This window comes from Corynebacterium sp. ACRPZ, from assembly GCF_022346205.1.
Classification (GTDB): Bacteria; Actinomycetota; Actinomycetes; order Mycobacteriales; family Mycobacteriaceae; genus Corynebacterium; species Corynebacterium lehmanniae.
Map to the genome: position 1 here is coordinate 1 of NZ_JAKRMR010000002.1, position 25,680 is coordinate 25,680.

Below are 25,680 nucleotides of genomic sequence, written 5' to 3' on the forward strand. Positions count from 1 at the left end.
CTCATGCACCAAACAGGAGGTGATCATGGCAACCACCACCAGCTAACCGCCTAACAAAAACCCCGAACTTCATACCGAGCCGAAAGCACAAACGGCTACACCACTACACAGGACTTGACCTCATTCGCCGCTATCTGTATCAAATTAATCCGCCTATGAAATAGGCTAGAGCGCTACGTTCAACGCTGGCATCATTCCCCGCTTTATCAAACGCCCCCAAACCCGATTGTTCTAGCACCAAGCATCTGATCCCGCGGCATCATGCACACCGGCATCACGCGCAATCTCGCCGACATCACCGCCTGCGACAAGCCGGGCCACAGAAGCGCCTTCACATTTTTCGGAGTCCAACGGCCAGACACAACAACCTCCAAGTCGAGGTGGCGCATTCACCCACTGACAACTCCGGACAAAATCGTGCTTCGTTCCTCAGGGTCTGTGCACACCGGCGCCGCTGAGGTCTGGTTCGCCCGCGCGAGTTAGTATGAGCTGAACCCGTCGCCGGTGAGCTCGTGCACCTCGTCGCCGGTAATCGCCGGGTTAAACACGGACACCAGCACGAGGTCCTCGTCCTTGCCACCGCGAAGGTAGTGCGGGTCGTGCTCGTCCAGCACGTAGATGGTGCCCGGGGTGATGGGGTAGATGTTGCCGTCGGTGTCTTCGACCTCTCCGGAGCCGGCGATGCAGTAGCAGGCTTCGAGGTGGTTGCGGTATTCCAGTTTGGATTCGGTGCCGGCGCGGACCACGGTGTGGGCGACGGCGAACCCCATGTTGTCGCGGGCGGTGAGCAGGCGTTCGCTAGTGCCGCCGCCCCATTCGACAGTGTCGACGTCTTCGCGGGATCGGATAAACATGTTGCACTCTCCTTGAATCTCGTCTGTCACACGTGCACCTGCCACGGTATCGAAATTCCCAATACCACCGACGCGAACGCGCTACCCTGTCAAGCGTGAACATCTCGGTCGTCGGCGCAGGAATTATCGGTTTGACCACCGCTCTTACGCTCGCGGACCGCGGCCACACGGTCACGGTCCACGACCCCGCGCCCGCCTCCGGCGCCTCCCACCACGCGGGCGGGATGCTCGCCCCGACCGCCGAGGTGGTGTACAAGCAGGATCCGCTCTTCCCGCTGATGCGCGCCTCCGCCGAGTGGTACCCAGAGCTGATCAACCTCACCGCCAAGTACTCGGACCTGCCCACGGGCTACCGCACCGACGGCACGCTCGTGATCGCGCGCGACATCGCGGACAAGACCCACCTCGAAGAACTCACCGAGTACCAGTCCCGCCACGGCATGGCGGTGGACAAGCTCACCACCCGCGAAGCCCGCAAGCTCGAGCCGGCGCTCTCCCCCGCCATCAACGGCGCGGTGCGCATCGACGGCGACCACCAGGTGCAGCCCCGCCTGTTCACGCGCGCGCTTCTCGACGCCTGCCGCCGCGCCAACGTCACCTTCACCACCAACCGCATCGACAGCCTCGACCAGCTCGACGAAGCCGACCAGGTCGTTGTCGCCAATGGCCTCGGCGCAAGCCAACTCATCCCCTCCCTGGACCTACGCCCGGTCTACGGCGACGTGCTCCACGTCCGCGTGCCGAAACACCAGTACCCGCTGCTCACACGCGTGGTCCGGGGGTTCGTGGAGGACCGTCCCGTCTACCTCATCCCGCGCGAGGACGGCACGCTGACCATCGGCGCGACCACCCGCGAGGACGGCCGCGACCAGCCCCAGGTCCAGGGCATCCACCAGCTGCTGCGCGACGCGATCGAGCTCGTTCCGGCGCTGGAGGAGTGCGACTTCGTCGAGGCCACCGCGGGCGCGCGCCCCGGCACGCCGGACGACTTGCCCTACCTCGGCCGCATCGACGAACGCACCGTCGTGTCCACCGGGTACTTCCGGCACGGGATTCTGCTTGCGGGGTTGGGGGCGCGGGTAGGGGCGGAGCTCGTCGATAGGCATAAGCCCTCAATAGACTTGACCGCGTGCGACCCGAGGAGGCATTCATGAATATCACGCTCAACGGAGAAGCGACCACCACCACCGCCGCGACGGTGGAGGAACTCGTGGCGGAGGTCGGCGCACCCGCCGACGGCACCGCGGTGGCCATCGACGGCGAGGTCGTGCCGCGCTCACAGTGGGGGCGAAAGCTTATCGACGGCTGCTCCGCCGACATCCTCACCGCAGTGCAAGGAGGCTAGGAGTGCTGGAAATCGCCGGAAAGCAGTTCGGCTCGCACCTAATCATGGGCACGGGCGGGGCGAGCTCGTTTGACATGCTGGAGCAGGCTTTGAAGGCCTCCGGCACGGAGCTGACCACGGTGGCGATGCGCCGCCACAGCGCCACGACCGGCGGCGGGGAGAGCGTGTTCGACCTGCTGAAGCGCCTGGGCATCGCGCCGCTGCCGAACACCGCCGGTTGCCGCACCGCACGCGATGCGGTGATTACCGCGAAGCTGGCGCGCGAGGCGCTGGGCACCGACTGGGTGAAGCTGGAGGTCATCGCGGACGACCGCACGCTGCTGCCCGATGTGGTGGAGACCGTGGACGCCTGCGAGATGCTCGTCGACGAGGGCTTTACCGTGCTGGCCTACACCTCCGACGACCCGGTGGCTGCCAAGCGACTCGAGGACCTTGGGGCGGCAGCGGTGATGCCGCTGGGCTCGCCGATCGGCACAGGCCTTGGTATTTTGAACCCGCACAACATCGAGCTGATCTGTTCGCGCGCCGAGGTGCCAGTGCTTATCGACGCCGGCGTCGGCACCGCCTCCGACGCCTCCCTGGCCATGGAGCTGGGCTGCTCCGGTGTGCTGTTGGCCAGCGCGGTGAACCGCTGCCAGGACCCGGTAGCCATGGCGCAGGCCATGCGGCACGCGGTGGAGGCCGGCCGCCTGGCGCGAGCCGCGGGGCGGATCCCGAAGCGCGAGCACGCCGTGGCGTCCTCCACCTTCGACGGCCTGGCCAGCTGGGCGGACGAGGTGCTATAGGTGCTTCCGGAGCAAGAACTCAAGCGCACCGCGCGCCAGATGAACCTGCCCGGCTTCGGCCCGGAGCAACAACAGCGCCTGCACGACGCACACGTGCTGGTGATCGGCGCGGGCGGGTTGGGCTGCCCGATCATGCAGACGCTGGCGGCCACCGGTGTCGGCCACATCACGGTGTGGGACGACGACACGGTGGACCTGACCAACATCCACCGCCAGATCCTCTTCGGCGCGGATGACGTGGGCCGCCGGAAGGTCGACGTGGCCGCCGGAAGGTTGCGCGCCCTGCAGCCGGATATCCAGGTCACGCCCGTGAACAACCGGCTCAGCCCCGACAACTTCCTCGGGGCGCTCGACGGCATCGACCTGCTCATCGACGGCTCCGACACGTTTGCCACCAAGTTCCTCGCCGCCGACGCCGCCGAGATCACCGGCACGCCGCTTCTGTGGGGTTCGGTGCTGCGCTACCGCGGCGACATCGCCCTGTGGCACTCCGGCCCCGGCGCGCCCGCGGAAGGGGTCGGTCTTCGCGACCTCTACCCCACCCAGCCGGACGCCGATTCCGTGCCGGACTGCGCCACCGCCGGCGTGCTCGGCGTGACCACCTCGGTGGTCGGTTCGCTCATGTCCACCGAGGCGGTGAAGTTCCTCGCCGGCATCGGCGACGTCAAGGTCGGCCGTCTGCACATGTACGACGCACTGTCCGCCACGATGCGCCGTTTCACCGTCACCCGCGACCCGGCGCGCGAGCTCGCCACCACTCTGGGCACCTACACCGAGGCGTGCACCGTGAACACCGAAGGACAAGAGCTTTTCGACGCCCTCACGGCCCACCGCCTCCCCTCCCTCGACGTGCGCGAGCCGCACGAGAAGGCGATCGCGGATTTGCCCGTGCCGGGGATAAACCTCCCGCTCAGCGAGGTGGAGCGGGATCCGGAGGCGGTATCGAGGGCGCTCGAGCAGTTCTCGCCCGGCGACGAGGTTGTTGTGTATTGCGCTGGTGGTGTGCGCTCCGAAGGGTTCGTCGATAGGCATGGCGCCCTGGCGAAAACTTTGGGGATTTCTTTGAAATCTTTGCCCGGAGGCGTGCAACGCTGGACATAAACTGCAATACTCGTGTCATGCAGATCACAAAGACCGCCCCCATTGTTGCCACCGCCACTCTCATCGCCGCCGCTGCCGCGCTCGCGCCGGCCGCATCCGCCAACAGCGCCGCCTACTCCAACACCGCAGGCGACGTCCGCTGCGAGATCTATCAGCTCCAGGGCACCACGAAGACAATCTGCGTGTCCGACCCCGCACGCGAGGCACAGCCGGAGTGCAACCCGCCGGGGCAGCTCGCCCCGGCCGTGAGCGTCGGTGGCGGATCCGCCGAGGTCCACTGCTGGAACCAGGGCTTTACCAACGTGCCGCAAAAGCTGAACCCCCTGCAGGTCAAGCAGCTCGGCACCGCGTACATCGCCTCGGATTTCTCCGGCAACCTGTACGTGGCGGACATTGCCACCCGCGCGATCATCCGCGCGGGCGCCACCAACCAGGTGCTGTTCAAGCTCTAGAAGAATCTCATGCGCACGCTTCTCCGCGGTGTCATCGCTACTTTCACCGCCACCGCCGCCCTATCCGCCGGCGCAACCTCCGCCTCCGCCAACGAGGGATTCAACCCCCGGGGCGTGGAGTGGCCCGCCGCCCACGGCGCACTGCCCGCGCAGCCGCCGTACGCCACGTTTGCCAACCAACAGGACACTGTGCGCTGCGGTGTCTACGCCATCGACGGCCAGGACTTCATCCACTGCCTCAGCCTGGTGGACACCATGCCAGGTCACATGTGCGCCGGCCAGGGCAAAGCCAACGCCATGAACCTAGGCAAGTGGGACGCGTGGGACTGCGCCGACACCAACGCCTTCGCCGGCGCCCCGAAGATGGGCAATCTGCAGCTGCGCCGCTACGGCACCACGTTCGTCGCCAGTGACACCAAGGGCAACTTTTTCATCGGCGACCGGGAACTCAGCCGCGTCATCCGCGCCGGCGAGATCAACGACATTTACGCCGACCGCGGCCGCATCATCGCGTTCAACTCGAAGCTGCGCGGCTCGTCCATCCCGGCCATGTCGTCCATCTAACCCCCACCCACACATTCGTTCGATTCCGTCACCTCCGGGATCGGACGGAAAATTATAATGTCGGCCTGTTCCACCACAACCGCATAAAGGAGGCGCCCTTGGGCGAGATATTGAGAGCCGCCGTGTACTGCGCAAAAGCGCCGTCGCTCTTCCCCCGAGAACTGCATATGCTGGCCGACATCGCGCGTAACGCTGACGACCACACAGGCCCCGTCTTGGACAGCGACGGCACCGTGCGCCAGGCGCGCAGGGGCTACATGCAACGCCTGGGAGATCCGAAAGACAAGCTCGGATTGAAGGCGAACTTGCTGGAGTCCCGCCTGTTCGTCTTCACCGCCACCGGCTGGATCCAACCCGTGGCAGGCCCGGAGCACGACGGCGCGTACCAGCTCAACGTGCCCCGCCTGCAGCGGCTGCTCGACGCAGCTGAGGCAGCAATGGCCACCGGTGAGCCGGACGCGGACGCCATCGCCGAAGCGGACCGGGAGGTGCCCAGCGACTTTGACACGCAAGCCCCGGACCTGGCGGACCAGGTGGACCGCCTGCTGGTACGCAACCCGGCCACGTAGGCCCGCTACCCGGCGGGAGCGCTGGTGGTTCAATGGGGCGCATGAAATTTCTTGCGCTTTCCACCAGTGTCCACCGCTACACCGACTCCGGCATCCACACCGGCATGTGGCTGGGCGAGTACACGCACTTCTACGACGTGCTCACCGAGGCCGGCCACGAGGTCACCCTCGCCAGCGTCGACGGCGGCGCCGTACCCATCGACCCGGTGAGCCTGAAAACCCCAGTGATCCAGCTCGGCGGCACGAACAAGCGCTACGAGGACCCCGAGTTCATGGGCCAGCTCGATGACACCCCGGCCATCGCGGATGTGAACCTCGACGATTTTGACGGCATCTACCTCATCGGCGGCCACGGCACCATGTTCGATTTCGCGGCCGACGAGGTGAAACAGGCGGTCGCCCACTTCGCAGACAGCGGCAAGATCGTCGCCGCGGTGTGCCACGGCCCGTGCGGTCTGCTCGACGTCACCCTCGCCAATGGCACCAAGCTTCTCGACGGCCGCCACGTCACCGGCTACTCCTGGACCGAAGAAAAACTTGCCCGCCGCACCGAGGAAGTCCCCTTCAGCTTGGAAGAGAAACTCCGCGACCAGGCCGGCGAGTACACCACCGCCAAGATCCCGATGACCAAGCACGTCGTCGTCGACGGCAGACTCATCACCGGCCAGAACCCGACGTCAGCTGCAGGTGTCGGCGAGGCAGTGCTGGAGGCGCTGGGATAAATCCCAGCTCCCCGGGCACTTGCACCGCTACCTTGGCGATGAGCGGCTGCAATGCAAAAACCCGGCCAGAGATTTTCGGTGCTGTTGCAAACTTCAGGCGGAGAGCCGTGACGACCCAGTCTTCATCCTCTGATGCTGGCTGCGGGTCGGCGTTCTCAGGCAGCCTCGAACACCCGGCTGACGATCACCGCATCCGGGTTCGGTTGCTCGTAGGCAAGCATCGCGCCCTGGCCTTTCCGTAATGAGTGCATCGCTTCCATCCCTTTCAACGTCCGGTACGCCGAGGTCCGGTTTTTGAACGCCCCCTTCGGTCCGAGGATCCGTTTCAGCCGCCCATGATCTCCTTCAATGACGTTATTGAGGTATTTCACCTGCCGGTGTTCCACGGTCTGCGGGCAGATTCCCTCTGACTTCAACTCGGCGATTGCCCTGGCCAGGGAGGGTGCTTTATCGGTGTTGATCACCCGCGGGAACCCGGTTATCGTGTTCGACCTCAGGGTCTTGGCCAAGAAACGCTTCGCTGCGGCGACATTACGCTTTGGGGACAGGTAAAAATCCAGGGTATGCCCACCCGCGGTGATGGCCCGATAGAGGTAGCACCACTTTCCCCCGACCCGGATATAGGTCTCGTCCACCCGCCAGGACCGGGCCTGCCAATCCGGGACTTGTCGGTACCACCGGGTCTGCTTGTCCCGCTCAGGAGCATATTTCTGGACCCAGCGGTAGATGGTGCTGTGATCGACCGGTACGCCGCGTTCGGTCATCATTTCTTCCAGATCGCGGTAGCTGAGCCCGTAGCGGCAGTACCACCGGACCGCCCACAGGATGATTTCACGGGGAAATGACGACCGGAGAAGATGCCCATGGCTGTGATTATTTCACGCAGGTCTTCCTGTCGCCCGAACTTTGCAACAGCACCGTCCAGGAGGTGTGCCCAATTGGATTACAAGTACCTACACACTTGATCGGTGCTGCACGTTTCAGGGTCCGGGTGTGCGGCGTCCTGTCTGAGGTCCGCGATAGTGTCGCGCAGCACGGAGAGCTGCGCGATCTGCTGCTCGATCTCAGCGAGGCGCACGTCAAGCAGGTCGCGCACGTGCTCGCAGGGCGCCTGGCCGCCGTCGCGGATGTCGAGGATCTGGCGGATCTGGGCGAGGGTCAGCCCGGCGGCCTGGCCCCGGTGGATGAACCCGACCCGACCCACGGCATCCTCGGCGTAGTCCCGATAGCCGGAGGCCAATCGCTCGGCCGGAGGGAGCAGCCCCGACTCCTCGTAGAACCGCAGGGTCTTGGTCGTGGTTCCGGTTGCTTCCGCAAGCTGTCCGATCCTCATGTTCGCCGATTCCCCTTCCAATGGCCACCACACTTGACCTTCCATTGTACTGGAAGGTTCACAATGGTTCCATAGGAACTTTTGAACCACAGGGAAGAGACATCTGGAATGACAAACGAAAAGTTCGATCTGGCGATTATTGGTTCCGGCGGCGGAGCGTTTGCGGCCGCGATCCGGGCCACCGGACTGGGCAAGCGCGTCGTGATGGTGGAGCGCGGCACCGTGGGCGGGACATGCGTGAACACGGGCTGCGTCCCGTCGAAGGCGCTCCTGGCTGCCGCGGAGGCCCGCCACGTGGCGTTGGATTCGGCCCGCTTCCCTGGGGTGGCGGCCTCGGCGGGCCCGGTGGACATGCCGGCCCTGATTCAGGGCAAGGCCGCGCTGGTTGAAAGCATGCGCACGGAGAAGTACGTCGATCTGGCCGCGGACTACGGGTGGACGATGATCTCGGGGGACGCGTCGTTCACCGGAACCCAGGACGCACCGCTGCTCCGGGTGATCTCCCCGGATGGTGCAGTGAGAACGATCGAGGCCGGGCACTACCTCGTGGCCACTGGCTCCGCACCCTACGTACCGCCCGTTCCCGGACTGGCCGAGGCCGGGTACCTGACCTCGACGACGGCGATGGAACTGGACGAGGTGCCCGAATCAATGCTGATCCTGGGCGGAGGCTATGTTGCCCTGGAGATGGCACAGCTTTTCTCCCGGCTGGGCTCCCGGGTGACCATGCTGGTCCGTTCCCGGTTGGCCTCGCAGGAGGAACCGGAGGCATCCAAGGCGTTGGCGGGGGTGTTCGCCGACGAGGGGATCCGGGTGGTCCGGCGGGCCATGGCCGACTCCGTGGCCTCCGGCCCGGACGGGGTCTCGGTGACGGCAAACGTGGCCGGGGACGAGGAGGTGTTCCGCGCTTCCCACATCCTCGTGGCACTGGGCCGCCGCCCGGTGACCGAGGGACTGGACCTTGACGCCGTCGGGGTGAAGACCGGCGCATCCGGCGAGATCGTGGTCGATTCCCGCCTGGCCACGTCCAACCCGCGGGTTTGGGCCGCCGGGGACGCGACCGGCCATCGGGAGTTCGTTTACGTCGCAGCGGCCCACGGCGCCCTGGCCGTGGACAATGCGTTCACCGATGCCCTGGCCGAGGTCGACTACCGGCACCTGCCCCGGGTCACCTTCACCAGTCCCGCCATCGGGGCGGTCGGGATGACGGAAAAGGAAGCTGTCGCCGCCGGGATCAGCTGCGAGTGCCGGGTCCTCCCCCTGGAGTACGTGCCGCGAGCCGTGGTCAACCGCGACACCCGCGGCTTCATCAAGGTTGTCGCGGACCGCGACACCGGACGGATCCTGGGCCTCTCCGCGGTGGCCAAGGACGCCGGGGAGATCGCCGCCGCCGGCGTCTACATCCTCGAAGCGGGCATGACCACCGCGCAGGTCGCCGCCGCCTGGAGCCCCTACCTGACGATGGCCGAGGGCATCAGGATCGCCGCCAAGGCCTTCAACACCGACGTCTCCAAGCTCTCCTGCTGCGCCTGAGCTGCAGCCCCCACTACCGAAGCAAAGGAATGCCATGACCGCCACCGACCAGGCCCTCACCTATCTGTTGTCCCCCGCGCGCTCCGGAATAGACCCGGAATTGTTCGTGCCGCTGCTGCGGCTCCTGGCCGAGGGCGAGCCCGTCACGGTCGCCGAACTGGCCACCGCCAGTGGCCGGAGCGAAGACACGGTCCGGCAGGGACTGGCCGCCGTCCCGGACACCGAGTACGACGACGAGGGCCGCATCATCGGCCTGGCCCTGACGATGCGGCCCACCCCGCATCGCTTCACCCTGGCCGGGGAACAGCTCTACACCTGGTGCGCCCTGGACACCCTCTTCTTCCCGGCCCTGATCGGGAAGGCCGCAACCATTGAGTCGACCTCCCCGGGTAGCGGGACCCTCATCCGGGTGATGACGGGCGCGGACGGCACGGTGACCTCCGTGCAGCCGGCCACCGCCGTCGTGTCCATCATCAGCCACCCGGGCACGGGGCCGGTGCGGTCATCGTTCTGCAACCAGGTCCACTACTTCGCCTCCCGCGAGGACGCCCAGCCGTGGTTGGATTCCCATCCCGACGGCGAAGTCCTGGACATCGAGGCGGCACACCGGGCCGGTGCCGCCATGGCCGCCGCCCTCCTCGCCGCGGCCGCCACGCGGGCCCCCGCGGCGCAGGACTCCTGCTGCTGAGCTTTAAAAGGACATGACATGACCCAGCACCCAGAACAGCCAGACACCGGCCATCAACCCGTCCGGCAGACCGGTCGCCCCGGGCGATACCACACACTGGCCGCAGGAATCGGCATAGCAGCGGCCATGATCCTGTGCTGCGCAGGACCCATCCTCATCGCCGCCGGAGCCCTCGGCGCGATCGCCGGATTCTTCTCAAATCCCCTCGTGTTACTCGCGGCCGCCACGGTGCTCCTGGCCGGGATCATCGCCGTCACCAGGCAGCGAAAACGCCGCAGGACCGACGACTGCTGCCCTCCCGCATCCCCCGAGCACCACCGCACCGACCACGGCACCGCCTGAGTCCCCATCCCCATTCCTGGAAGGAACCACCAGACACCATGACATACCCGAGATCCCGCCGTTCTCTGTCCGTTCCCCGGCCCAGGCACCTCGCCTCCGCCCTGTTTCTGACAGCGGTCATGGCACTGACAACCGCCTGCGCCAGCTCACCGAGCGGCCCGTCGGCCGCGCCAGGCGGTTCGTCGCCCGACGCGGCCGGTGCCGTTGCTGTTACGGTCTCCGACATTGACGGCACTACCCGGACCATCCCGGACGGTAAGCCCGCAGCACTGTTCTTCTTCTCTGCCGGATGCGGTGAGTGTGTGGAAGGGGCCGATTCCCTGAACAAGGCCTCCACGGCCCTGGGAAGCTCGGCCGACTACCTCCTGGTGGACGTGGACCCCCGAGAACCGAAGGAGACCATCAACGGATTCCGCGATTACATCAAGGCCCCTGAGCTCCCTGCCGTCATCGACACCGGGGCCACACTGACCACCCGGTACAAGGTCACCTCCATGAGCACCCTGGTGGTGGTCGACGCGAAGGGTGACGTTACCTTCCGGGCCACCGACCCGTCTGCGGAAAAGATCCAAGAAGAACTCACCAAGGCCGGTGCCCAATGACAGCCCTGCTTGCCCTGGCCTTCGCCGCTGGAATGATTGCCCCGGTCAATCCCTGCGGTTTCGCCCTCCTGCCCGCCTGGATAGCCCAGACCATCGGGGACGCCCGGACGCGCCCGCTCGCGCTGCGTCTGGCCCACGGGCTCCGGGCCGGGCTCGCGCTCAGCCTCGGCTTCGCCGGGACCCTGGCAGCCTTCGGGCTGATCGTCAGCGCGGGCGCCAGGACCCTGATCAGCGCAGCGCCCTGGCTGGGAATGGCCACCGGGGTGATCCTTCTCCTGCTGGGCCTGGCCATGCTCACCGGACTCACACCACGGCTCCGTCTGCCGGCCTGGGCCACGAAACCCCGCACACAAGAAGCCGCAGGGGCAGGGCACAAAACCGGGCGCATGGTGGCCTTCGGGGTCGGATACGCCGCAGCATCCCTCGGCTGCACCCTCGGGGTGCTCCTGGCCGTGATCGCCCAAGCCCAGGCCGTCGCCAGCTACGCCGGGCTGCTCGCGGTCTTCGCCGCCTACGCCGCAGGCTCGGCCACTGTCCTGATGCTCGTTTCGGCAGGCACGGCCATCGCCGGGGCCGCCCTCGGGCGAAGAATCACCGGCCTGGCCAAGCACAGCAACCGCATCGCCGCCTTCATCCTCACCATAACCGGCGCCTACCTCAGCTGGTATTGGTATCCCGCCGCCACCGGCGGAACCGCACAGGCCAACAGCCTCGCCGTATGGTCAGCCGCCGCCAGCGCCTGGATCAGCGACAACAGCACCCTGATCGCAGCCCTCGCCGCAGCCGTGGTGCTCGCATCGGCATTGGCCGCCCTCAACCGGCGCAGGAGACTGCGCATCAGACAGGGAACGCCGCCCACAGGCGAGGGCCCCGGGCAAAGCGGGGAACCCGACTGCTGCGCACCAACTCCGGACAACAACTCGACCGAGGACCGGCCAGGCACGATCCCGTAGCTGGCCGAGGACTCCCAAAAAGCAAGGGGGAGAGGGAACCGTGCCCCATCTTCTGGCAAACGAGGCGCCCGCCTATCAGGACAGGTTGGTACAGCGGCATCAGGCCGGAAGTCAATTCGTGCAGAGGACTTCGGGCAATCCGTCAGGAGCCCTCTGTACCGCCCCCGCAATGACGGGAACGTCAGTGTGGTGGACTTCGGAAAGCCACAGTGACACCCACTAGTTGTACTCGACCGTGACGTTGGTGGCACTTTCGGTCTTGTGAAATAGTTAGGCCTCCTGGCTTAGTGGAGCTGTCTAGTTCTTCACTGCCGGAGGCCTCTATGCCCAACGGTAACGCCCGCTTGACCACGCATGCGAGAGCGTTGCTGGTGGCCAGGCAAGCTCATCCATATCGATGTGAAGAAACTCAGCCGCATCCCCGACAGCGGCGGTTGGCGAGTCCACGACCGATCCGCGACCGGAAGACCCGATCGGGTTCGACCACGTCCATGCCGCTGTCGATGACCACACCCGACTCGCTTATATGGCCCACTAGCGGTCGCGGAGCGTCCTGAAAACCTAAAGTTTTATGAGACACCCGGCAGGAACTGGAATGTGAGACCGTTTCATGGGGCAATTGGCCTCCTCCCCGTCTCACTAAAGCGTCTCGCCCTAAGTTGTCGCAGGGTGGTGCTCGGTAGGGGTTTGTGAGGCATAATCGAGACATGAGGCTTTTGGGGTACACCCATCTGTACGCGCTGACCTGCGGCGTTGTGGGTTGTGCCGAGCGTGCTGCCGGAGTCCCTTTCAGTGTCCCTGGGGTAGGAGCGGCCGCATGAAGGTGCGCTCGTACCGCAGGACGCACCCGGACTCGTCTCGAATCCGGTCAGCGGCGATGAAGTCCGGGTGGGTGCCGAACAAGGTGCGGTACTGCTCGTAGGCAGCCAGGCTGGGGAAGCTGAACAGGGATTCCGCACGGTCACTCACACCTTCCGCGGGTAGGTAGTACCCGTGGTGGGTGCCGCCGTGTTCGTCGACATGCCGCATCCAAGCGCGGGCGAACTGTTCAAAGGCCGCGATCTGGTCGGGGTCGATGGTGTAGTGGACGACACAGGTGATCACATCCACAACGCTAGGCCCACAGGCGCTCATTGGGGAGCCTTTGTCTGTGCGCCTCGTGGTGCACCTGGGGCACACCAATCTGCCTGGTTTACCTGCGGAAATGCGTCAGTTCGCCAAGTTGGCGCCGATTTCAACGGTGAGAACTCCGACGGCGATGAAGAGGATGCCGAGGGCCATGGTTCGGGTGAGGGGTTCGTGGAAGATGACCCGGGCGAGGATCGCGGTGAGAGCTACGCCGGATGCTGCCCAGATGCCGTAGGCGACGCCAAGGGCCATGCCGTCGGCCAAGGCGAGACTTAAGGCGACGAACGCCACGAGATACCCCGCGATGACGCCGATGAACCATTTCTTCACCCGGCCACCGTCGGAGGCTCGTAGCGACATGGTCGCGACGACTTCGGACAAGATGGCGCCTGCGAGGAAGATCCATCTCATGAGTTGACTCCTGCTTCCTGGGCTGCGGTTTGCTGAGCTTTCTGGGAGCCGAGTTCGACGGTGAGGACACCGCTGATGATCAGAACCATTCCAAGACCCATCACAGCAGTCAGAGGTTCACCGAAAATCGCGGCGGATAGCACAGCGGCGAGCACGACCCCGCTGGCTCCCCAGATGCCATAGGCGACGCCGATCTGCATTCCTTCGCGCAGGCAGAAGGTGAGGAAGACGAAAGCGCCGATGTATCCGGCAGCAACCACGATGTACCAGGATGGGTGATTGAGCGCCGCCTTGAGAGACAGCGTCGCCGCCACTTCGGTAGTGATGGCACCAGCGAGCAGGAACCACTGCTTCATGGGGTTGTTCCTTCGATCAGGGAGCGAATGCTGGAGACGACGGCTTCGAGATCCGCGCCGTGGAGGGTGGACACACCTGTGGCCTGGGCGCCCCAGAGTCCGTCGGCGGCGAGTCGGGCGGTGGTCAGCCTGGCTCGGGTGGCGGCGTCGAGATCGTCCGGGAGTTCGAGCCAGCGGCCCATCCGCGTAGTCCACGGTTCGGTGAGTTCGGGCCGGTACGTCGCTTGGCCCCAGATGATGAACTCGGCGCGCTTGGCGGCCCCGTGGGCGGCGACGTGAACGTAGCTCAGGAGCCGCTCGGTGGCGTTGGCGTTCTCGAGGGGCTTGCCAAGGGTGGCAGTCATGTCGTTCTCGACGTTGGCCGCAGCGTGGTCGACGATCGCGGCGAGCAGTACGTCGCGGTTGCGGAAGTGATATAGCAATCCCGGTTTGGTGAGCCCGGCCTCGTGGGCCACTGCGTCAAGGGTAATGTCGCCACCCTCCGCTGCGTTCATGACGCGGAGGGCAGCTTCCAGGATCTCGGAGCGCTGACTGGTTCGCATATAGCTAATTTTACCATTTGGTAGGTGAAGCCTTCAACTGCGGGCGCTGGTAGGGGCACCTGGGGTACACCCCAAGCGAACAATTTGTGAATGAAAAAACTTCCTGTTCGCTAGGGTTAGTTCCAAGACTAACGGAACAGAACCGTCACTGCCTCTGGAGATCACTGAACAGTTGGGGGGCGATCTCAGGACAAAAGGTGGACTATGCCCGGGTGAGTTCGAAAGATCAGAACCTTGATCGTCAGATTGAACAACTCAAGGCAGAGAAGGTCTTCACCTATTACACGGATAAGGCCAGTGGTGGATCGCGTGAGCGCCCTGGACTTGATGAAGCAATGCGATATGTCCGTGCAGGAGATCAGCTTGTCGTCACGTCGATGGATCAGTGCGCGCGTTCACTGACGGATCTGTACGCCATTGTTGACGAGCTAGTCAGCAAAGGAGTGTCGGTGAAGCTCCTCAAGGAGGGACAGACCTACTCAAAAGACTCCACCCCGATCGCCAAGCTGATGCTAGGGCTGTTGGGTTTTGTTCAGTTGGGTATGGCCGTGAAAGAGCTGGATCAACACCGTGAAATAGTTGAAAAAAATAACCCCGCAGGTTTCCCTGCGGGGTGTTGTCGTTAGAACGGTGCTTCGTCGTTGTCGGCGCCGGCGCCAGCCAGGGCGGCGTTCGCCGCCTCGCCACCGCGACGGGCAGCGCGTGCAGCGGACTCCTTCTTGGAGTCGATCAGCTGCACCGTGTCGATGCGTGCGACCAGCGGGTAGTGCTTCACACCGTCCTTGTCGGTGTAGACGTCGGTTTTCAGCGAGTAGCTCACCGCGACGCGGTCGCCGGAGCCGATGCAGCCGAACACGCCGGGGTTCTTCGCGTCCTGGACGTAGCCGGTCAGCTCCACGATCTCGGACTCGACCTTGCCGGTGGCCTTGTTCTTGAAGGTGTTGCGCGCATAGACGCTGAGTTTCACCGTCGCGCCACCGTTTGCGTGCTCGAACAGCTTCGGTGCGCGAGCTGCGTTGCCGACGATGGTGCCGTTGTTGAAGGGGTTGGACATGATGGTTCTCCTTATGTGAGTGGGTGTGATTTGCCGTGCAATTTGGGTACTTAAGCAGCGGCTTTGCTGCTGCGGGGTGGTTGCGCTGTCGTTACAGCACTGCCCAGGGCAGCGGTGTGCCTGCCGCCTCTAGGTCGCGCAGTTCTTGCGCTGCGCCTGGATCGGCGTCCTCGCCGTCGATGCCGTCGGCGAGCTGGTAGAGCAGTTCCAGGTCGGTGTGGGTGATGTCGCGCATCAGGTGCCTCCTTGTTCGGATTGATGGTCAATCCGTCTGTTGGAGACAGCTCTGCTGTCTAGAGGTCGCTCCCCTACCTCGTTGAGGTGTCTGTCGTCGCAAGCCACGGCCGACGAGAAAAAGAAACCCCGTTGCATCGCTGCAACGGGGTGTGTGGTGTTACTCGGCGAACAGTATCGTGCGGGTCTTCTCAGCGCCCTCGCGAACGAGTTCAACCATCCGCTCGCCCTGGCCGATGTCGGTCAGCTTCGCGACCAACGACGGGAAGTTCTCGTCTGGCCCGATCTCGGTGGCTCGCTGCGCAGCCACGCCAGCTAGTCCCGGCTGGCCTGTGGCGTGCGCGAGCACGGCAACGGTGGCGGTGAGCTGCGCGCGCATCCCTGGCCAGCTGGTCGGGACAGCGCGCATAACCTTCTCTATGAACGCAAGGCCCGCCTGCGGGTCATCGAGCAGTGCTGCAAGCAGCGTGTCTCGCAAGCGCGGCGTGGTGAAGCATTTCAGCGCCGATCGAACGGCACGAGTGCTCGGCTGGGTGATCCCTGCCGCCGCCTGTTCGTATTCACGCTGCAGCATGTCGGGAAACACGGGCGGGACAAAGGCCAGCGCGTCTTCGATGATGTCGGCGTACTCGGCGGCGTCGATGCCGTGATCGGTGCTGTTCAACCGTGCCTCGATGTCGTCCTTGCTCGGCTCCGGCAGCTCGCCGGTGTGCTCTAGCATCTGGCGCAGCGCCGCCGATGCGGCGACCTCGCCGACAACGCCGTGGCGCGGCTCGTCGATGAGCGGGTGCTGATACACAGACCACCACGCAGCCCCAGTGACGATCTCGGGCACCTGCACCACCCCGAGCAGCGGCGGTAGGTGCACTGCCCCGCTGGTGAGGTACGTGGCCGTCTCGTCGAAGACCGGCTGCGCAATGTCGTCGCTGATCATGTACGCGATAACCGCGTCGAGTTCGAGGTGGTGGACCCAGGCTGCGAACCGCTCGCGGCTCTCGGTGAGCTTTGCAACAGCTTCGTCCAGGTCGAACCGCGCGACCGGGCCGAGGCGAACGGTGTCGACGCCCTCGTCGTCGACGAAGAACGCGAGGATCAGCGAGTTGTTCGGGTAAAAGCCGAGGATGCCGGGGAGGTTCGCGAGGATCTCGCCGTGAGATGCAAGCGTGTGGGAATGAGTGGACATGGCAGTGCTCCTTTGCACGAATACGGGGTGGACGTGGCCAATCCCGTATTCGGTCCGGCTCTGCCGGTCGCGCCCTGCCACGGCACCACCGCACCTGAAGCGTGCTGAGCGTCGCTAGCGCAGCCTGATGCTCGCTCGCTGGGTGCGAGCGCTAGCGACGCAGCATTGTTAGATCCCCGCGTCGCCGCTGGTTAAGCGTTACCTTTGGCGCGGTTGTGAGACTTGCACAGCAGTTCGCAGTTGCTTTCCTCGAACTGCCGACTCCCGTGACCGCTCATCCTCGGACCGCAGCTCCTGATCTCGGCTAACTCCTCACCGGTAACGCGGGACGGGCCCGGTCGTCAATCTCGTCGACAGCCTCCCCATCGAGCTCTGAGCGCACAAAGTCACCTGAGGTCGGGGCGGGTTTTAAACTTTGCGCCCCGCAGCACCCATAGATGCACGCTAGATCACACAGCAAGCTTCAATAGCTCATTCAATGTTAAGGTGAAGGCTATGAACGATGAACCAACGAACATTCAGACCTTCCGACTCGAAGTGAATCTTGAGACCGTCGCGGGCGACCCAGCGGAAGAGCTTGGGCGCGTACTGCGCTACTGGGCCGGCAACCTCAAGCACTACTCGTTCGACAAGCCGCATCACGAAGCTGTCATGGACTCCACGTACCGCGAGGTCGGACACTGGTCCCTCTCCTGACTACCGCATCCCCTAGGTCCAGCGATTGCCTCAGGGGATGGAGGTCAGCTGGATGTCATGCTCCGCCCGCAACCCTCGTCGTCGGCGGCGATATCGAGGTACTCGCTGAGCTTTGCCGAAGCCTTGAGCATGGCGATGCCTTGTGCGGTCAGTTTAGCTTGCCAGTCTCCGACAGTCTTCGAGAGTTCATCCGTGCCGCCGGCCGAGCGTATCTGCCCAATCACTACCGCGATCTGGTCGAGCAGGTAGCCGCCCCGACGCAGTAGGTGGGCGAGGCGGGCATCGCGAACATCGTCGTTCGCATACACCCGGTATCCGGTGGCGGGGTCACGCTGGGGGGTCGAGGATGCCAGCTCGCTCCCACGTTCGCACGGTTGCCGGGCTCAGATCCAGCGCATACGCCAGCTCTCCGATTGAGCGGAAACTGGTTGCGCTGGACGCAACGACGACGGCGTCAACTTCGGCAGAGATGTGCTCCACAGCTTCGCGCACAGTACTCAGAGTTGCGCGGTCGCGCATGAGTTGCTCGTGCCCGGCATCGATCACTGCCAGAGCGTCGTCGGTCCTGCCTTGATGGACCGCCTGCATGATCGACCTGGCACTAGCGTGCCCGAACCCGCGAACGAGGGCGACATAGGCGCGCAGAGCTGCGGCGTGCACGTCCGTGTAGATCCGGTAGCCCGTCGGCGTCCGATCGGCGGGTGGGAGGCAGCCGTTGCGCTCGTAGTTGCGCACCGCCTGAGTGGACAGGCCATGCTCTCGCGCCAGGTCGGCAGGTCGGAGGCTTCTCATGGTATTGAGACTTTACCACCGCCTGACCGCAGGAATCAGCGCAAAGTATCAACAGCTCGTTCAGAGATACGATTGATGTACATGAGTCATCATGTCAGAGAGTCATCAAGCCCGATCACGGCAGGTTCGTCAATGCCGGTTGTCATCCGCGTCCGAGGAGCACACAGCCACAACCTCAGGGGTGTCGATGTCGATATCCCCAAGCGCAAGCTGACCGTCTTCGCAGGCCTGTCAGGGTCAGGAAAGTCCAGCCTCGCCTTCGGCACGATCGCATCTGAGAGCAGGCGCCTGATCAACGAGACCTATTCCGCGTTCCTCCAAGGCGGGTTAAGTAGCAGAATGTGTGTCTGATTCTTGCGATTTCCGCAGATCAGACTATACAAATCGGGCTTGAATAAGGATTTAGTCCTTATTCGGGCCCGTTTCTCGTTCAATCCGCCGGAACGGCGCTTCAGTGTGGTAGCTGGATGCTGGTTAGCTTTGCCGGTGACACCAAACAGACCACGATGCCCCGTATGTACTGGGCAAATGAAGAAAAACGGCACCACCACAAACGGAACGACCAGATGGCGATGCAAAAACCCTGACTGCGGATCGTCCACCACCTACCGTCGGCCTGATCTGACTAAACCCCGCGACTTCAAAGCGTTTCACCGATACGTGACCTCCACGAGGTCGCTAACCGAGATCGCCTGCGATGCCGGAGTCAGCAGATGGACCCTCGACCGCCGATTCGAACCGTTATGGCTCATCGATGTTCCCAACACCCCAGACCCCAACAGGGTCTACGACCAGATCTTCATCGACGGCACCTACACCGACGCCGGCTGCCTGCTCGTAGCAGCAAGCTACGACCACGTCATCGCCTGGCACTGGGCCAGAACTGAATCAACCCACGCTTACACACAACTGCTGCGCGGTATCGCCCAACCGTTATGCGTCGTCCTCGACGGCGGACAAGGCGCCTACTCAGCGATCAAAGCCTGCTGGCCCACCACCATGATCCAGCGCTGCCTCGTCCACGCCCAACGCGTCATCCGTCGCTACACCACATCACGGCCCCGCACCGACGCTGGCAAAGCGATCTATGCCCTAGCGCTGAAACTGACCAAGATCACCACCTTGGACCAGGCACGCCAGTGGACCATCAGACTGCACGAGTTCGGGGTGGTCTACAAGGACTTCCTGAACGAGAAAACACCCGTACCCAAAGAGCGCCGCACCCCCAGCCACCAATGGGAATTCACACATATCCGGGTCCGAAAGGCATACAACTCGCTTTTACACTTATCGCGCAACAACTGGCTGTTTGCCTATCTCCAACCCCCGCCAGAAGCACTCGAACCGGCCCGGTGGGCAGCAACCACAAACAGCCTAGAAGGCGGAGTCAACGCACAACTCAAACGCATCGCAGACGCCCACCGCGGCAGATCCGGGGAACGACAACGCAAGATGCTCGAGTGGTACCTGCACTCGAAAACGCAGCTGCCTGACGACCCACTCGAGATCGCCAGGCAGTGCAATTACGGACAAGATCAACTCGCCAAAGTTCCCGATCTCGTCCCAGAAGACCACAACACAGCCGACCAAGAAACAGGACGACCAGCCTTCTACGACAACGCTATCCCAACCGAATACCAACACAACATAGGAATCCGCAAAGGCCCCATGCAATAAAACAATGTCCGCCCGGCGACACGCCGAGCGGACACACTTTTTGCTACTTAACCCGCAGTTCCGTTTGGTGCAGGATTTTGACCCTAGTGCACCAGCTAGTGCACCAAATGGCGATCCGATCACAAAATGAAGAAGGCCCCTACCAGCGTTTCCACTGGTAGGGGCCTTATCTTGGTAGCGGGGGCAGGATTCGAACCTACGACCTCTGGGTTATGAGCCCAGCGAGCTACCGAGCTGCTCCACCCCGCGTCGGGCGTTTATGTGATTATCGCCTGTCGCCTTAACCGGCAACGTGGGATTACTATACATACACCAACTAATAGCGCCAAACCTCCTGCTCATTGGAGGTTTGGCGCTATCGTTTTTGTGCTCAAGTGGCGCGCGTGCGCGGATCGTGCTTACTGGGCCCGCTGGTACTCGGCCACGGCACGGTCCAGCTGGTCCAGGGCGCGGCCGTACTCCTCGAAGGAGCCGTCGCGTGCGCTCTCCAGGTTGCGCAGGGCGTCGTTGATGTTGTTCATCGCCTCGTCCTTGTTCACCTGCGGAGCGTCGCTGTTCTCCTCCGGCTGGGCCTCGCCTTCCGGCTTCGCCTCCTGGTTCTCACCTTCCGGCTTGGCGTCGCCGCCGGCGTTCTCGTCCACAACGTCGATGTCCTGGGCAGCCTCCGAGTGGATGCCAACCTGGTCAAGCGCCTGGGAGATCGTCGGGGCGTAGCCCACCTGGCCGCGGTAGAACACCAGCACGCGCAGCAGCTTCGGGAAGGCGGATGCCTGGTCCTTGCGCTGCGAGTAGATCGGCTCGACGTAGAGGATCTCGCCGCCGCCCACCGGCAGGGTGAGCAGGTTGCCGTTCTTCAGGTCGTTGGTGCCCTCCCACAGCGTGCGGTCGCGGGCGACCTGGTCGGAGGACATCAGGGCGTCCTGCGCCTGCTTCGGGCCCTGGGTCTGCTTGTTCGTCGGCAGCACGCGCACGGTGATGTCGCCGTACGTCTCCGGGTCGGAGGACACCGCCATGTGCGCGGACAGGAACTCGCGGTTCAGACCACGGAACGGGGTAATCAGCTGGAACGACGGCTTGTCCGTCTCCGGGTCCGCCGCCACGACGTAGTACGGCGGCTGGTTCAGCTGGCCGCGGCCCTCAGGGGCGGTCGGGTCGTTCGGCACGGACCAGAAGGCGTCGTTGTTGAAGAACACGCCCGGGTCGTCCACGTGGTAGCGCGCCAAAAGGTCGCGCTGGACCTTGAACAGGTCCTCCGGGTAGCGCAGGTGCTCGCGCAGAGAATCCGAGATGTCGGACGCCGGGCGCACCGTGTCCGGGAAGATGCCCTGCCATGCCTTGAGCACCGGGTCGGATTCGTCGAAGGCGTAGAGCTCCACGGAGCCGTCGTAGGCGTCCACGGTGGCCTTGACGGAGTTGCGGATGTAGCCGACGTTGTCGGTGATCAAACGCTGGGTGGTGCCGTCCGGGTTCAGGGCGTCCTGGGTGGTGTCCTGCAGGGAGTTGCGTGTGGAGTACGGCATCTGGGACAGGGTGGTGTAGCCGTCCACGATCCACTTCACGCGGCCGTCCACCACGGCCGGGTAGGTCTTGGAGTCCGTGGTCAGCCACGGGGCGACCTTCTCCACGCGGGTGCGCGGGTCGCGGTCGTAGAGCACCTTAGAGTCGCCGCCGACGCGGTCGGACAGCAAGAAGTTCAGCTCCTGGTATTTCACCGTGTAGGCGAGGCGGTTGAAGATGTTGCCGATGTCCACGCCGCCCTTGCCGTCGTAGGTGTAGGTGGAGTTGTCCGTGTCGTACTCCACCGGGCCCTGGCCGGTCTCGCCCACAATGGCGTAGTCCAAGCCGTCCTCAGCAGAGGCGATCACCGGACCGTAGTAGATGCGAGGCTCGTCGACCTTAATGCCCAGCTCCTCCGCGTCCTCGGAGGCCTTTGCGGCGGCGTTGGACTGCAGGTCGGACACCGTGAAGATGGGCAGGCCGCCACGGGTGGAGCCGGCGTCCTGCGCCGCCTCGTCCACGGTGTTGGCCTGCGCGGCCACAAAGCCGTTGCCGTGGGTGTACACCGTGTGGCGGTTAATCCAGTCGAGCTGGTTTTCACTCAGCGCGTTCGGGTTCATCTCACGCGCGGCCACCACGTAGTCGCGCATCTCGCCGTCCACCTCGTAGCGGTCCATGGCCAGCTGGTCCGGAAAGCCGTAGAAGTTACGCAGCTGCTGGTTCTGGGTAAACGTCGGGGAGATGATCTCCGGGTCCAGAAGGCGCAGGTTGGAAATCGTGGCCGCGTCGGAGGCGACGTCCGAGTTGGAGGTGTTACCTGCGCCCCAGTCCTCCAGGTAGGTCACGTTGTCGTCGGTAAGCCCGTACGCCTCGCGGGTGGCCTCGATGTTGCGGCCGATGTACTCGTACTCCTTAGCCTGGCGGTTCGGCTTGACGGAGAACTGCTCCATCAGCGCCGGCCACACGTTGCCCACCACCAGGGAGGACAACAGCATCAGCACGGTGGCCAGCACGGGCACGCGGAAGTCGCGGTAGACGATGGAGGCGAAGAACGCGGCGGCGACCACCACGGCGATGACGGTGAGGATGATCTTCGCCGGCAGCATCGCGTTGACGGTGGTGTAGGAGGCACCGGTGAAGATGTCGTTTTCGCTGTAGAGCAGGTAGTAGCGCTCCAGCCAGTAGCTTACGGCCTTCAGCAGCATCCACAGGCCAGCGGTGACGGCGAGCTGAATACGCGCGTCTTTGCTGATGTGGCCGGAGATGCCGGAGACCTTGTTGCCAATGCGGATGCCTCCCAGCAGGTAGTGGCCTACCGCTGCGACCAAAAACGCCACCAGAAGCAGCATGGAAAGCGTGTCCACCACTGCGGAAATACCGGGCAGGGTAAACGCGTAGAAGCCCAAGTCCTTGCCAAACTGCGCGTCGGTGGAGCCGAATTCGCCGCCGTTGAACCAGAGCATGAACACGCGCCACATGCGCTGGCCGGCCAGGCCGGACAGGATGGCCACGACAACCGGCACCCACACCAGCATGCCGCGCACGCTCTGCTGCACCTGCTGGCGGTACTGCGCGGCCTGGTCGAACGGCGCGGCCTGCTCCTGGGGCCTGCCGCGCCACGCCAGCCGGGCGGCAATCCAGGTGATCGCGCCGCCGATCAGCGCAAAGATGATAAACAGCACCACGCGGACCAGGATCACGCGGTTGAACACGCCCCTAAAGTCCACCTCCCCGAACCACAGGAAGTCGGTGTACAGCCCGACTGCCATTGGCAAGAGGACAAGAATGAGGCCCAAGACACCGATGGTGGTCATCAACCCCTTGTTCGGTTTCTTGGCGCGTGGTTGTGGCCGATTGAGGCGGGTAGCCAAGCCTGCTCCTTAGGAATTAGTGTGTGCAACGCAGTTAAGCTTCAAGCTTAAATAATCCAACGTCAAACTTGCCCGGAGGGTTCCCGTGCGCGAACAGCAAGCATTAAATAAGGCCATGATGGAGGCCGTCGAGTTCGTCCACGCGGAGGGGTGGGACGCTCCCCCGACACTGTTCGGCCTGGTGCCGACGCAACTGCTTGTCGACGAGCTGGGCCACCTCGACGACTCTTCCCCGTTAACACTGGTAGTCCAAGATCTCCCCGAGCACATCCTGCCCGGCTCCGAGGAACTGGGCGAGTACGTCTCCCGCATCGCCTGGCCGCGCGAAGTGCAGGGCGTGATCTTGGCCCAGGAGATCGTGTTTAAGGACGCCTCCGCCGGCGAGGCCGCCGAGCCGCGCCCGGCGCGCCTGTTCTCCGGCGTGCTGCGCGATGAGGACATCGACCAGACGCTGCTGCAGCTGCGCCTGACCGATGAGGAGCTTGAGGAGCGCGGCGCGTTCGCCCAGGACGACATCGAGCTGCGCGGCGGGCCCGGCGTGGCCCCGGGCGTTGTGGCGGCACTGCGCTACGGCCTCGAGCAGGACCCGGACGAGCTGGTTTAGAATGTCGGTTGTGTCTACTTCCCGCTCCGTCTCCCTCATCGCCGCCGCCACGGCCGCGGCACTGACGCTTTCGGCGTGCTCCAACGATTCCGACTCCGAGGATCCCGATACCCGCGCACCGGAGATCACGTCCACGGAAACACCGCCGAGCGAGCCGGAGCAGACCGGCCCCGAAACCGGCGCGAGCGCCGAGACTGACACTGCAACGGTGACGTCGACGCGAAGCGAGACTGCGTCCAGCTCGGTGTCGTCTTCCACAACTGCCGCGTCCACGAAATCGTCGTCGAAGAAGACTGCTGCGGGCACGGCGGATGCGACGTCGACAAGCGGAAAGAAGCAGGAAACTGACGCGCTGGAGGAAGTGCGCGAGCGCTTCTCCACATTGGCCCCGGAAGAGTTCTTCGACCAGTTCGACGACTGCGCCGCGGGCGGTTTGAGCGGTTCCTTCGACTGCTCCGGCGATGGCGTCGGCCAGTTCCAGTTCTTCGACTCCGACTCCAAGGCCGCCTCGACGACGCAGCTTCTGACCGAGCTGCGCTCCTCGCGCGTGGTGGAGGACAACGGCGACCGCGTGGTGGGCTGGTCCACACTCGGCACCTCCGCGATCATCACCGTGGTGGACAACGAGGCCGGTCAGGTGATGCAGCAGCTGATCTCCACCGACCAGGATGATCCGCGCCAGCGCATCTACGACCTGGGGTTGGCCAAGCAGTAGCTACTCGCAGGTGGGCACGTCGCGGCCCGCGGCGAAATCCTCCATCGCTGTCACGGCCTCAGCGAGGTTGCCCACCTTCGCCACCGTCATGTGCTCGGTGTCCACGCGTTTCACGGCGTCGCAGTTGCCGGCGGGCGCCAGGAAGAGCTCCGCGCCGTCATCTTCGGACGCGCGAATCTTGTGGGTGATGCCGCCGATGGGGCCGACCTCGCCGTCCTCATTGATCGTGCCGGTGCCTGCGACAAACTTGCCGCCGTTGAGCGCGCCCGGGGTGAGCTTGTCGATGACGGCCAGGGAAAACATCATGCCCGCGCTCGGCCCGCCGATGTCGTTGAGGTTGTAGTTCACGCTGATGCCGCCGGCCGGCTCGGACGTCATGAGGATGCCCAGCATGGGCTGGCCCTTCTCGTGCGGGTTCTCCCCCAGCTCCACGGTCTCGGTGCGCTCGCTGCCGTCGCGCTCGACGGTGATCTCGATTTCCTCGCCGGGGGTCTTGGCGCGCACGGCGGCCTGGACTTCCTGCGGCGTTTGCACCTTCTCGCCAGCGATAGCGGTGATCAGGTCCTCGGGCTGTAAGAGCCCCTCGGAGGCGCCGCCTTCCATCACGTCGTGCACCACCACCGTGGTGGGGCGCTCCAGGTAGTGCATGGCCGCCACCGTCGCGGACGCCTCGGAGGCGACAAACGCTTGCTGGTTGACCTCGCGCACCTGGTCCTCGTCCAAATCCGGCGGCATGATCTGTTCCACCGGCACGATCGTGTCGTTGGTGGCGATCCAGCGCCCCAGTGCCTGGCCGAGCGTCATGTTCGTGCGCACGGACACGGTGGTCATGTTCAGCTTCCCGCCGGTATCCAGCGTTTCCGCGCCCTCGATGTCAACGACGGGCTCGCCGCCGACCTCGCCGAGCGTGTCAAAGGTGGGCCCCGGTCCTTCCGCCGCGTACGGCACGGTCAGGCGGATATCGGTGCCCGGGATGTGGTCCGCGGTCAGCGCACCTGCAAGCAGCACGACGGGGATGGCCCCCCAGACCAGGGTCGACCACCGCCGGTTCCGTGCTTCACGTGCTTTGGACATGGG

The 25,680-nt window shown here is 64.4% G+C and carries 31 protein-coding genes, 1 tRNA gene and 3 pseudogenes; 20 read left to right on the forward strand and 15 right to left on the reverse strand.

The window, feature by feature from the left end; translation table 11 throughout:
- Positions 1–479: 479 nt before the first annotated feature.
- Entirely contained in the window at positions 480–854 is a 375-nt protein-coding gene (locus tag MHX64_RS01345; RefSeq protein ID WP_181889989.1) for an ectoine synthase, read from the reverse strand.
- A gap of 86 nt (positions 855–940) precedes the next feature.
- Here MHX64_RS01345 and thiO point away from each other — a divergent pair, with 86 nt between their 5' ends.
- From thiO to MHX64_RS01385, 8 genes are all read left to right on the forward strand, one after another.
- Positions 941–2,008, forward strand: coding sequence for a glycine oxidase ThiO (gene thiO / locus MHX64_RS01350; RefSeq protein ID WP_239356850.1), 1,068 nt, complete (start codon positions 941–943; stop codon positions 2,006–2,008).
- The gene (thiS, locus tag MHX64_RS01355) at positions 2,005–2,199 is read left to right on the forward strand and encodes a sulfur carrier protein ThiS (protein ID WP_239356764.1); all 195 of its coding nucleotides are present in this window, start codon (positions 2,005–2,007) and stop codon (positions 2,197–2,199) included. The genes thiO and thiS overlap by 4 nt, the downstream gene beginning before the upstream one ends.
- Positions 2,200–2,201: 2 nt before the next feature.
- The gene (locus MHX64_RS01360; protein ID WP_239356766.1) at positions 2,202–2,984 is read left to right on the forward strand and encodes a thiazole synthase; all 783 of its coding nucleotides are present in this window, start codon (positions 2,202–2,204) and stop codon (positions 2,982–2,984) included.
- Positions 2,985–4,085: a ThiF family adenylyltransferase gene (locus tag MHX64_RS01365; protein WP_239356768.1), complete on the forward strand. Its 1,101-nt coding sequence runs from the start codon at positions 2,985–2,987 to the stop codon at positions 4,083–4,085. It abuts the gene before it with no gap.
- Positions 4,086–4,102: 17 nt separating this feature from the next.
- A complete protein-coding gene (locus MHX64_RS01370; protein WP_239356770.1) occupies positions 4,103–4,537 on the forward strand; it encodes a hypothetical protein in 435 nt (144 codons plus the stop codon).
- Between the two features lie 9 nt (positions 4,538–4,546).
- Entirely contained in the window at positions 4,547–5,101 is a 555-nt protein-coding gene (locus MHX64_RS01375) for a hypothetical protein (protein WP_239356771.1), read from the forward strand.
- A gap of 98 nt (positions 5,102–5,199) precedes the next feature.
- Positions 5,200–5,670, forward strand: a complete 471-nt coding sequence (locus MHX64_RS01380) for a hypothetical protein (protein WP_239356773.1) — start codon at positions 5,200–5,202, stop codon at positions 5,668–5,670.
- A 41-nt stretch (positions 5,671–5,711) separates the two neighbouring features.
- Positions 5,712–6,392, forward strand: a complete 681-nt coding sequence (locus tag MHX64_RS01385; RefSeq protein ID WP_239356774.1) for a type 1 glutamine amidotransferase domain-containing protein — start codon at positions 5,712–5,714, stop codon at positions 6,390–6,392.
- Positions 6,393–6,547: 155 nt separating this feature from the next.
- On the opposite strand, the pseudogene MHX64_RS01390 reads toward MHX64_RS01385, so the two are convergent.
- Together MHX64_RS01390 and MHX64_RS01395 are read right to left on the reverse strand one after the other, a co-directional pair.
- Positions 6,548–7,257 (reverse strand): annotated as a pseudogene (locus tag MHX64_RS01390) (IS6 family transposase).
- A gap of 78 nt (positions 7,258–7,335) precedes the next feature.
- A complete protein-coding gene (locus MHX64_RS01395; RefSeq protein WP_004601215.1) occupies positions 7,336–7,725 on the reverse strand; it encodes a heavy metal-responsive transcriptional regulator in 390 nt (129 codons plus the stop codon).
- Between the two features lie 108 nt (positions 7,726–7,833).
- Between MHX64_RS01395 and merA the strand changes: the two genes are divergently transcribed.
- The 6 genes and pseudogenes from merA to MHX64_RS01425 all read left to right on the forward strand — a co-directional run.
- Positions 7,834–9,258 carry a mercury(II) reductase gene (gene merA, locus MHX64_RS01400; protein WP_239356775.1) on the forward strand — a complete coding sequence of 475 codons (1,425 nt, stop codon included), beginning with the start codon at positions 7,834–7,836 and terminating at the stop codon, positions 9,256–9,258.
- 34 nt (positions 9,259–9,292) lie between these two features.
- A complete protein-coding gene (gene merB, locus MHX64_RS01405; RefSeq protein ID WP_070362923.1) occupies positions 9,293–9,946 on the forward strand; it encodes an organomercurial lyase MerB in 654 nt (217 codons plus the stop codon).
- 126 nt (positions 9,947–10,072) lie between these two features.
- A complete protein-coding gene (locus tag MHX64_RS01410) occupies positions 10,073–10,288 on the forward strand; it encodes a hypothetical protein (protein ID WP_004601218.1) in 216 nt (71 codons plus the stop codon).
- A gap of 119 nt (positions 10,289–10,407) precedes the next feature.
- Positions 10,408–10,890: a TlpA family protein disulfide reductase gene (locus tag MHX64_RS01415; protein ID WP_236627259.1), complete on the forward strand. Its 483-nt coding sequence runs from the start codon at positions 10,408–10,410 to the stop codon at positions 10,888–10,890.
- A complete protein-coding gene (locus tag MHX64_RS01420; protein WP_038610825.1) occupies positions 10,887–11,843 on the forward strand; it encodes a cytochrome c biogenesis CcdA family protein in 957 nt (318 codons plus the stop codon). The genes MHX64_RS01415 and MHX64_RS01420 overlap by 4 nt, the downstream gene beginning before the upstream one ends.
- 375 nt (positions 11,844–12,218) lie before the next feature.
- A pseudogene (locus tag MHX64_RS01425) lies at positions 12,219–12,369 on the forward strand (IS481 family transposase); the annotation flags it as partial.
- Between the two features lie 263 nt (positions 12,370–12,632).
- Here MHX64_RS01425 and MHX64_RS01430 read toward each other — a convergent pair.
- The 4 genes from MHX64_RS01430 to MHX64_RS01445 form a co-directional block, all read right to left on the reverse strand.
- A complete protein-coding gene (locus MHX64_RS01430) occupies positions 12,633–12,947 on the reverse strand; it encodes an NIPSNAP family protein (RefSeq protein WP_230208643.1) in 315 nt (104 codons plus the stop codon).
- A 105-nt stretch (positions 12,948–13,052) separates the two neighbouring features.
- Positions 13,053–13,382, reverse strand: coding sequence for a multidrug efflux SMR transporter (locus MHX64_RS01435; RefSeq protein WP_034666342.1), 330 nt, complete (start codon positions 13,380–13,382; stop codon positions 13,053–13,055).
- Positions 13,379–13,738 carry a multidrug efflux SMR transporter gene (locus MHX64_RS01440; protein ID WP_038610824.1) on the reverse strand — a complete coding sequence of 120 codons (360 nt, stop codon included), beginning with the start codon at positions 13,736–13,738 and terminating at the stop codon, positions 13,379–13,381. Before MHX64_RS01440 ends, MHX64_RS01435 begins: the two co-directional genes overlap by 4 nt.
- Positions 13,735–14,280 carry a TetR/AcrR family transcriptional regulator gene (locus MHX64_RS01445; RefSeq protein WP_034666346.1) on the reverse strand — a complete coding sequence of 182 codons (546 nt, stop codon included), beginning with the start codon at positions 14,278–14,280 and terminating at the stop codon, positions 13,735–13,737. The genes MHX64_RS01440 and MHX64_RS01445 overlap by 4 nt, the downstream gene beginning before the upstream one ends.
- Positions 14,281–14,492: 212 nt before the next feature.
- On the opposite strand from MHX64_RS01445, the gene MHX64_RS01450 reads away from it, so the two are divergent.
- Positions 14,493–14,906: a recombinase family protein gene (locus MHX64_RS01450; RefSeq protein WP_239356776.1), complete on the forward strand. Its 414-nt coding sequence runs from the start codon at positions 14,493–14,495 to the stop codon at positions 14,904–14,906.
- Here the strand turns inward: MHX64_RS01450 and MHX64_RS01455 are convergent.
- The 3 genes from MHX64_RS01455 to MHX64_RS01465 all read right to left on the reverse strand — a co-directional run bounded on the left by MHX64_RS01455 (position 14,903) and on the right by MHX64_RS01465 (position 16,751).
- Positions 14,903–15,334, reverse strand: coding sequence for a single-stranded DNA-binding protein (locus tag MHX64_RS01455; RefSeq protein ID WP_239356777.1), 432 nt, complete (start codon positions 15,332–15,334; stop codon positions 14,903–14,905). The genes MHX64_RS01450 and MHX64_RS01455 overlap by 4 nt on opposite strands.
- A gap of 91 nt (positions 15,335–15,425) precedes the next feature.
- Positions 15,426–15,569, reverse strand: coding sequence for a hypothetical protein (locus MHX64_RS01460; protein WP_016456431.1), 144 nt, complete (start codon positions 15,567–15,569; stop codon positions 15,426–15,428).
- Positions 15,570–15,728: 159 nt separating this feature from the next.
- A complete protein-coding gene (locus MHX64_RS01465) occupies positions 15,729–16,751 on the reverse strand; it encodes a DUF4192 domain-containing protein (RefSeq protein WP_239356778.1) in 1,023 nt (340 codons plus the stop codon).
- A 495-nt stretch (positions 16,752–17,246) separates the two neighbouring features.
- On the opposite strand from MHX64_RS01465, the gene MHX64_RS01470 reads away from it, so the two are divergent.
- Positions 17,247–17,447 (forward strand): hypothetical protein, encoded by a 201-nt coding sequence (locus tag MHX64_RS01470; RefSeq protein ID WP_239356779.1) that lies wholly within the window; start codon positions 17,247–17,249, stop codon positions 17,445–17,447.
- Positions 17,448–17,491: 44 nt separating this feature from the next.
- Here MHX64_RS01470 and MHX64_RS01475 read toward each other — a convergent pair whose 3' ends face one another.
- Positions 17,492–17,755 carry a hypothetical protein gene (locus MHX64_RS01475; RefSeq protein WP_239356781.1) on the reverse strand — a complete coding sequence of 88 codons (264 nt, stop codon included), beginning with the start codon at positions 17,753–17,755 and terminating at the stop codon, positions 17,492–17,494.
- A 19-nt stretch (positions 17,756–17,774) separates the two neighbouring features.
- Positions 17,775–18,239: a MerR family DNA-binding transcriptional regulator gene (locus MHX64_RS01480; RefSeq protein WP_239356784.1), complete on the reverse strand. Its 465-nt coding sequence runs from the start codon at positions 18,237–18,239 to the stop codon at positions 17,775–17,777.
- 132 nt (positions 18,240–18,371) lie between these two features.
- Here MHX64_RS01480 and MHX64_RS01485 point away from each other — a divergent pair.
- Together MHX64_RS01485 and MHX64_RS01490 are read left to right on the forward strand one after the other, a co-directional pair.
- Positions 18,372–18,563: pseudogene (locus MHX64_RS01485) on the forward strand (hypothetical protein); the annotation flags it as partial.
- Between the two features lie 162 nt (positions 18,564–18,725).
- A complete protein-coding gene (locus tag MHX64_RS01490; RefSeq protein ID WP_239356851.1) occupies positions 18,726–19,916 on the forward strand; it encodes an IS1249 family transposase in 1,191 nt (396 codons plus the stop codon).
- Positions 19,917–20,088: 172 nt separating this feature from the next.
- On the opposite strand, the gene MHX64_RS01495 is transcribed toward MHX64_RS01490, so the two are convergent.
- Positions 20,089–20,165, reverse strand: a tRNA-Met gene (locus tag MHX64_RS01495).
- 149 nt (positions 20,166–20,314) lie between these two features.
- Positions 20,315–23,227 (reverse strand): UPF0182 family protein, encoded by a 2,913-nt coding sequence (locus MHX64_RS01500; RefSeq protein WP_239356786.1) that lies wholly within the window; start codon positions 23,225–23,227, stop codon positions 20,315–20,317.
- A gap of 172 nt (positions 23,228–23,399) precedes the next feature.
- Between MHX64_RS01500 and MHX64_RS01505 the strand changes: the two genes are divergently transcribed.
- Positions 23,400–23,888: a PPA1309 family protein gene (locus tag MHX64_RS01505; RefSeq protein ID WP_239356853.1), complete on the forward strand. Its 489-nt coding sequence runs from the start codon at positions 23,400–23,402 to the stop codon at positions 23,886–23,888.
- 1 nt (position 23,889) lies between these two features.
- Positions 23,890–24,603 (forward strand): hypothetical protein, encoded by a 714-nt coding sequence (locus tag MHX64_RS01510; RefSeq protein ID WP_370642103.1) that lies wholly within the window; start codon positions 23,890–23,892, stop codon positions 24,601–24,603.
- On the opposite strand, the gene MHX64_RS01515 is transcribed toward MHX64_RS01510, so the two are convergent.
- Entirely contained in the window at positions 24,604–25,677 is a 1,074-nt protein-coding gene (locus tag MHX64_RS01515) for a PDZ domain-containing protein (RefSeq protein ID WP_239356798.1), read from the reverse strand.
- Positions 25,678–25,680 lie beyond the last annotated feature (3 nt).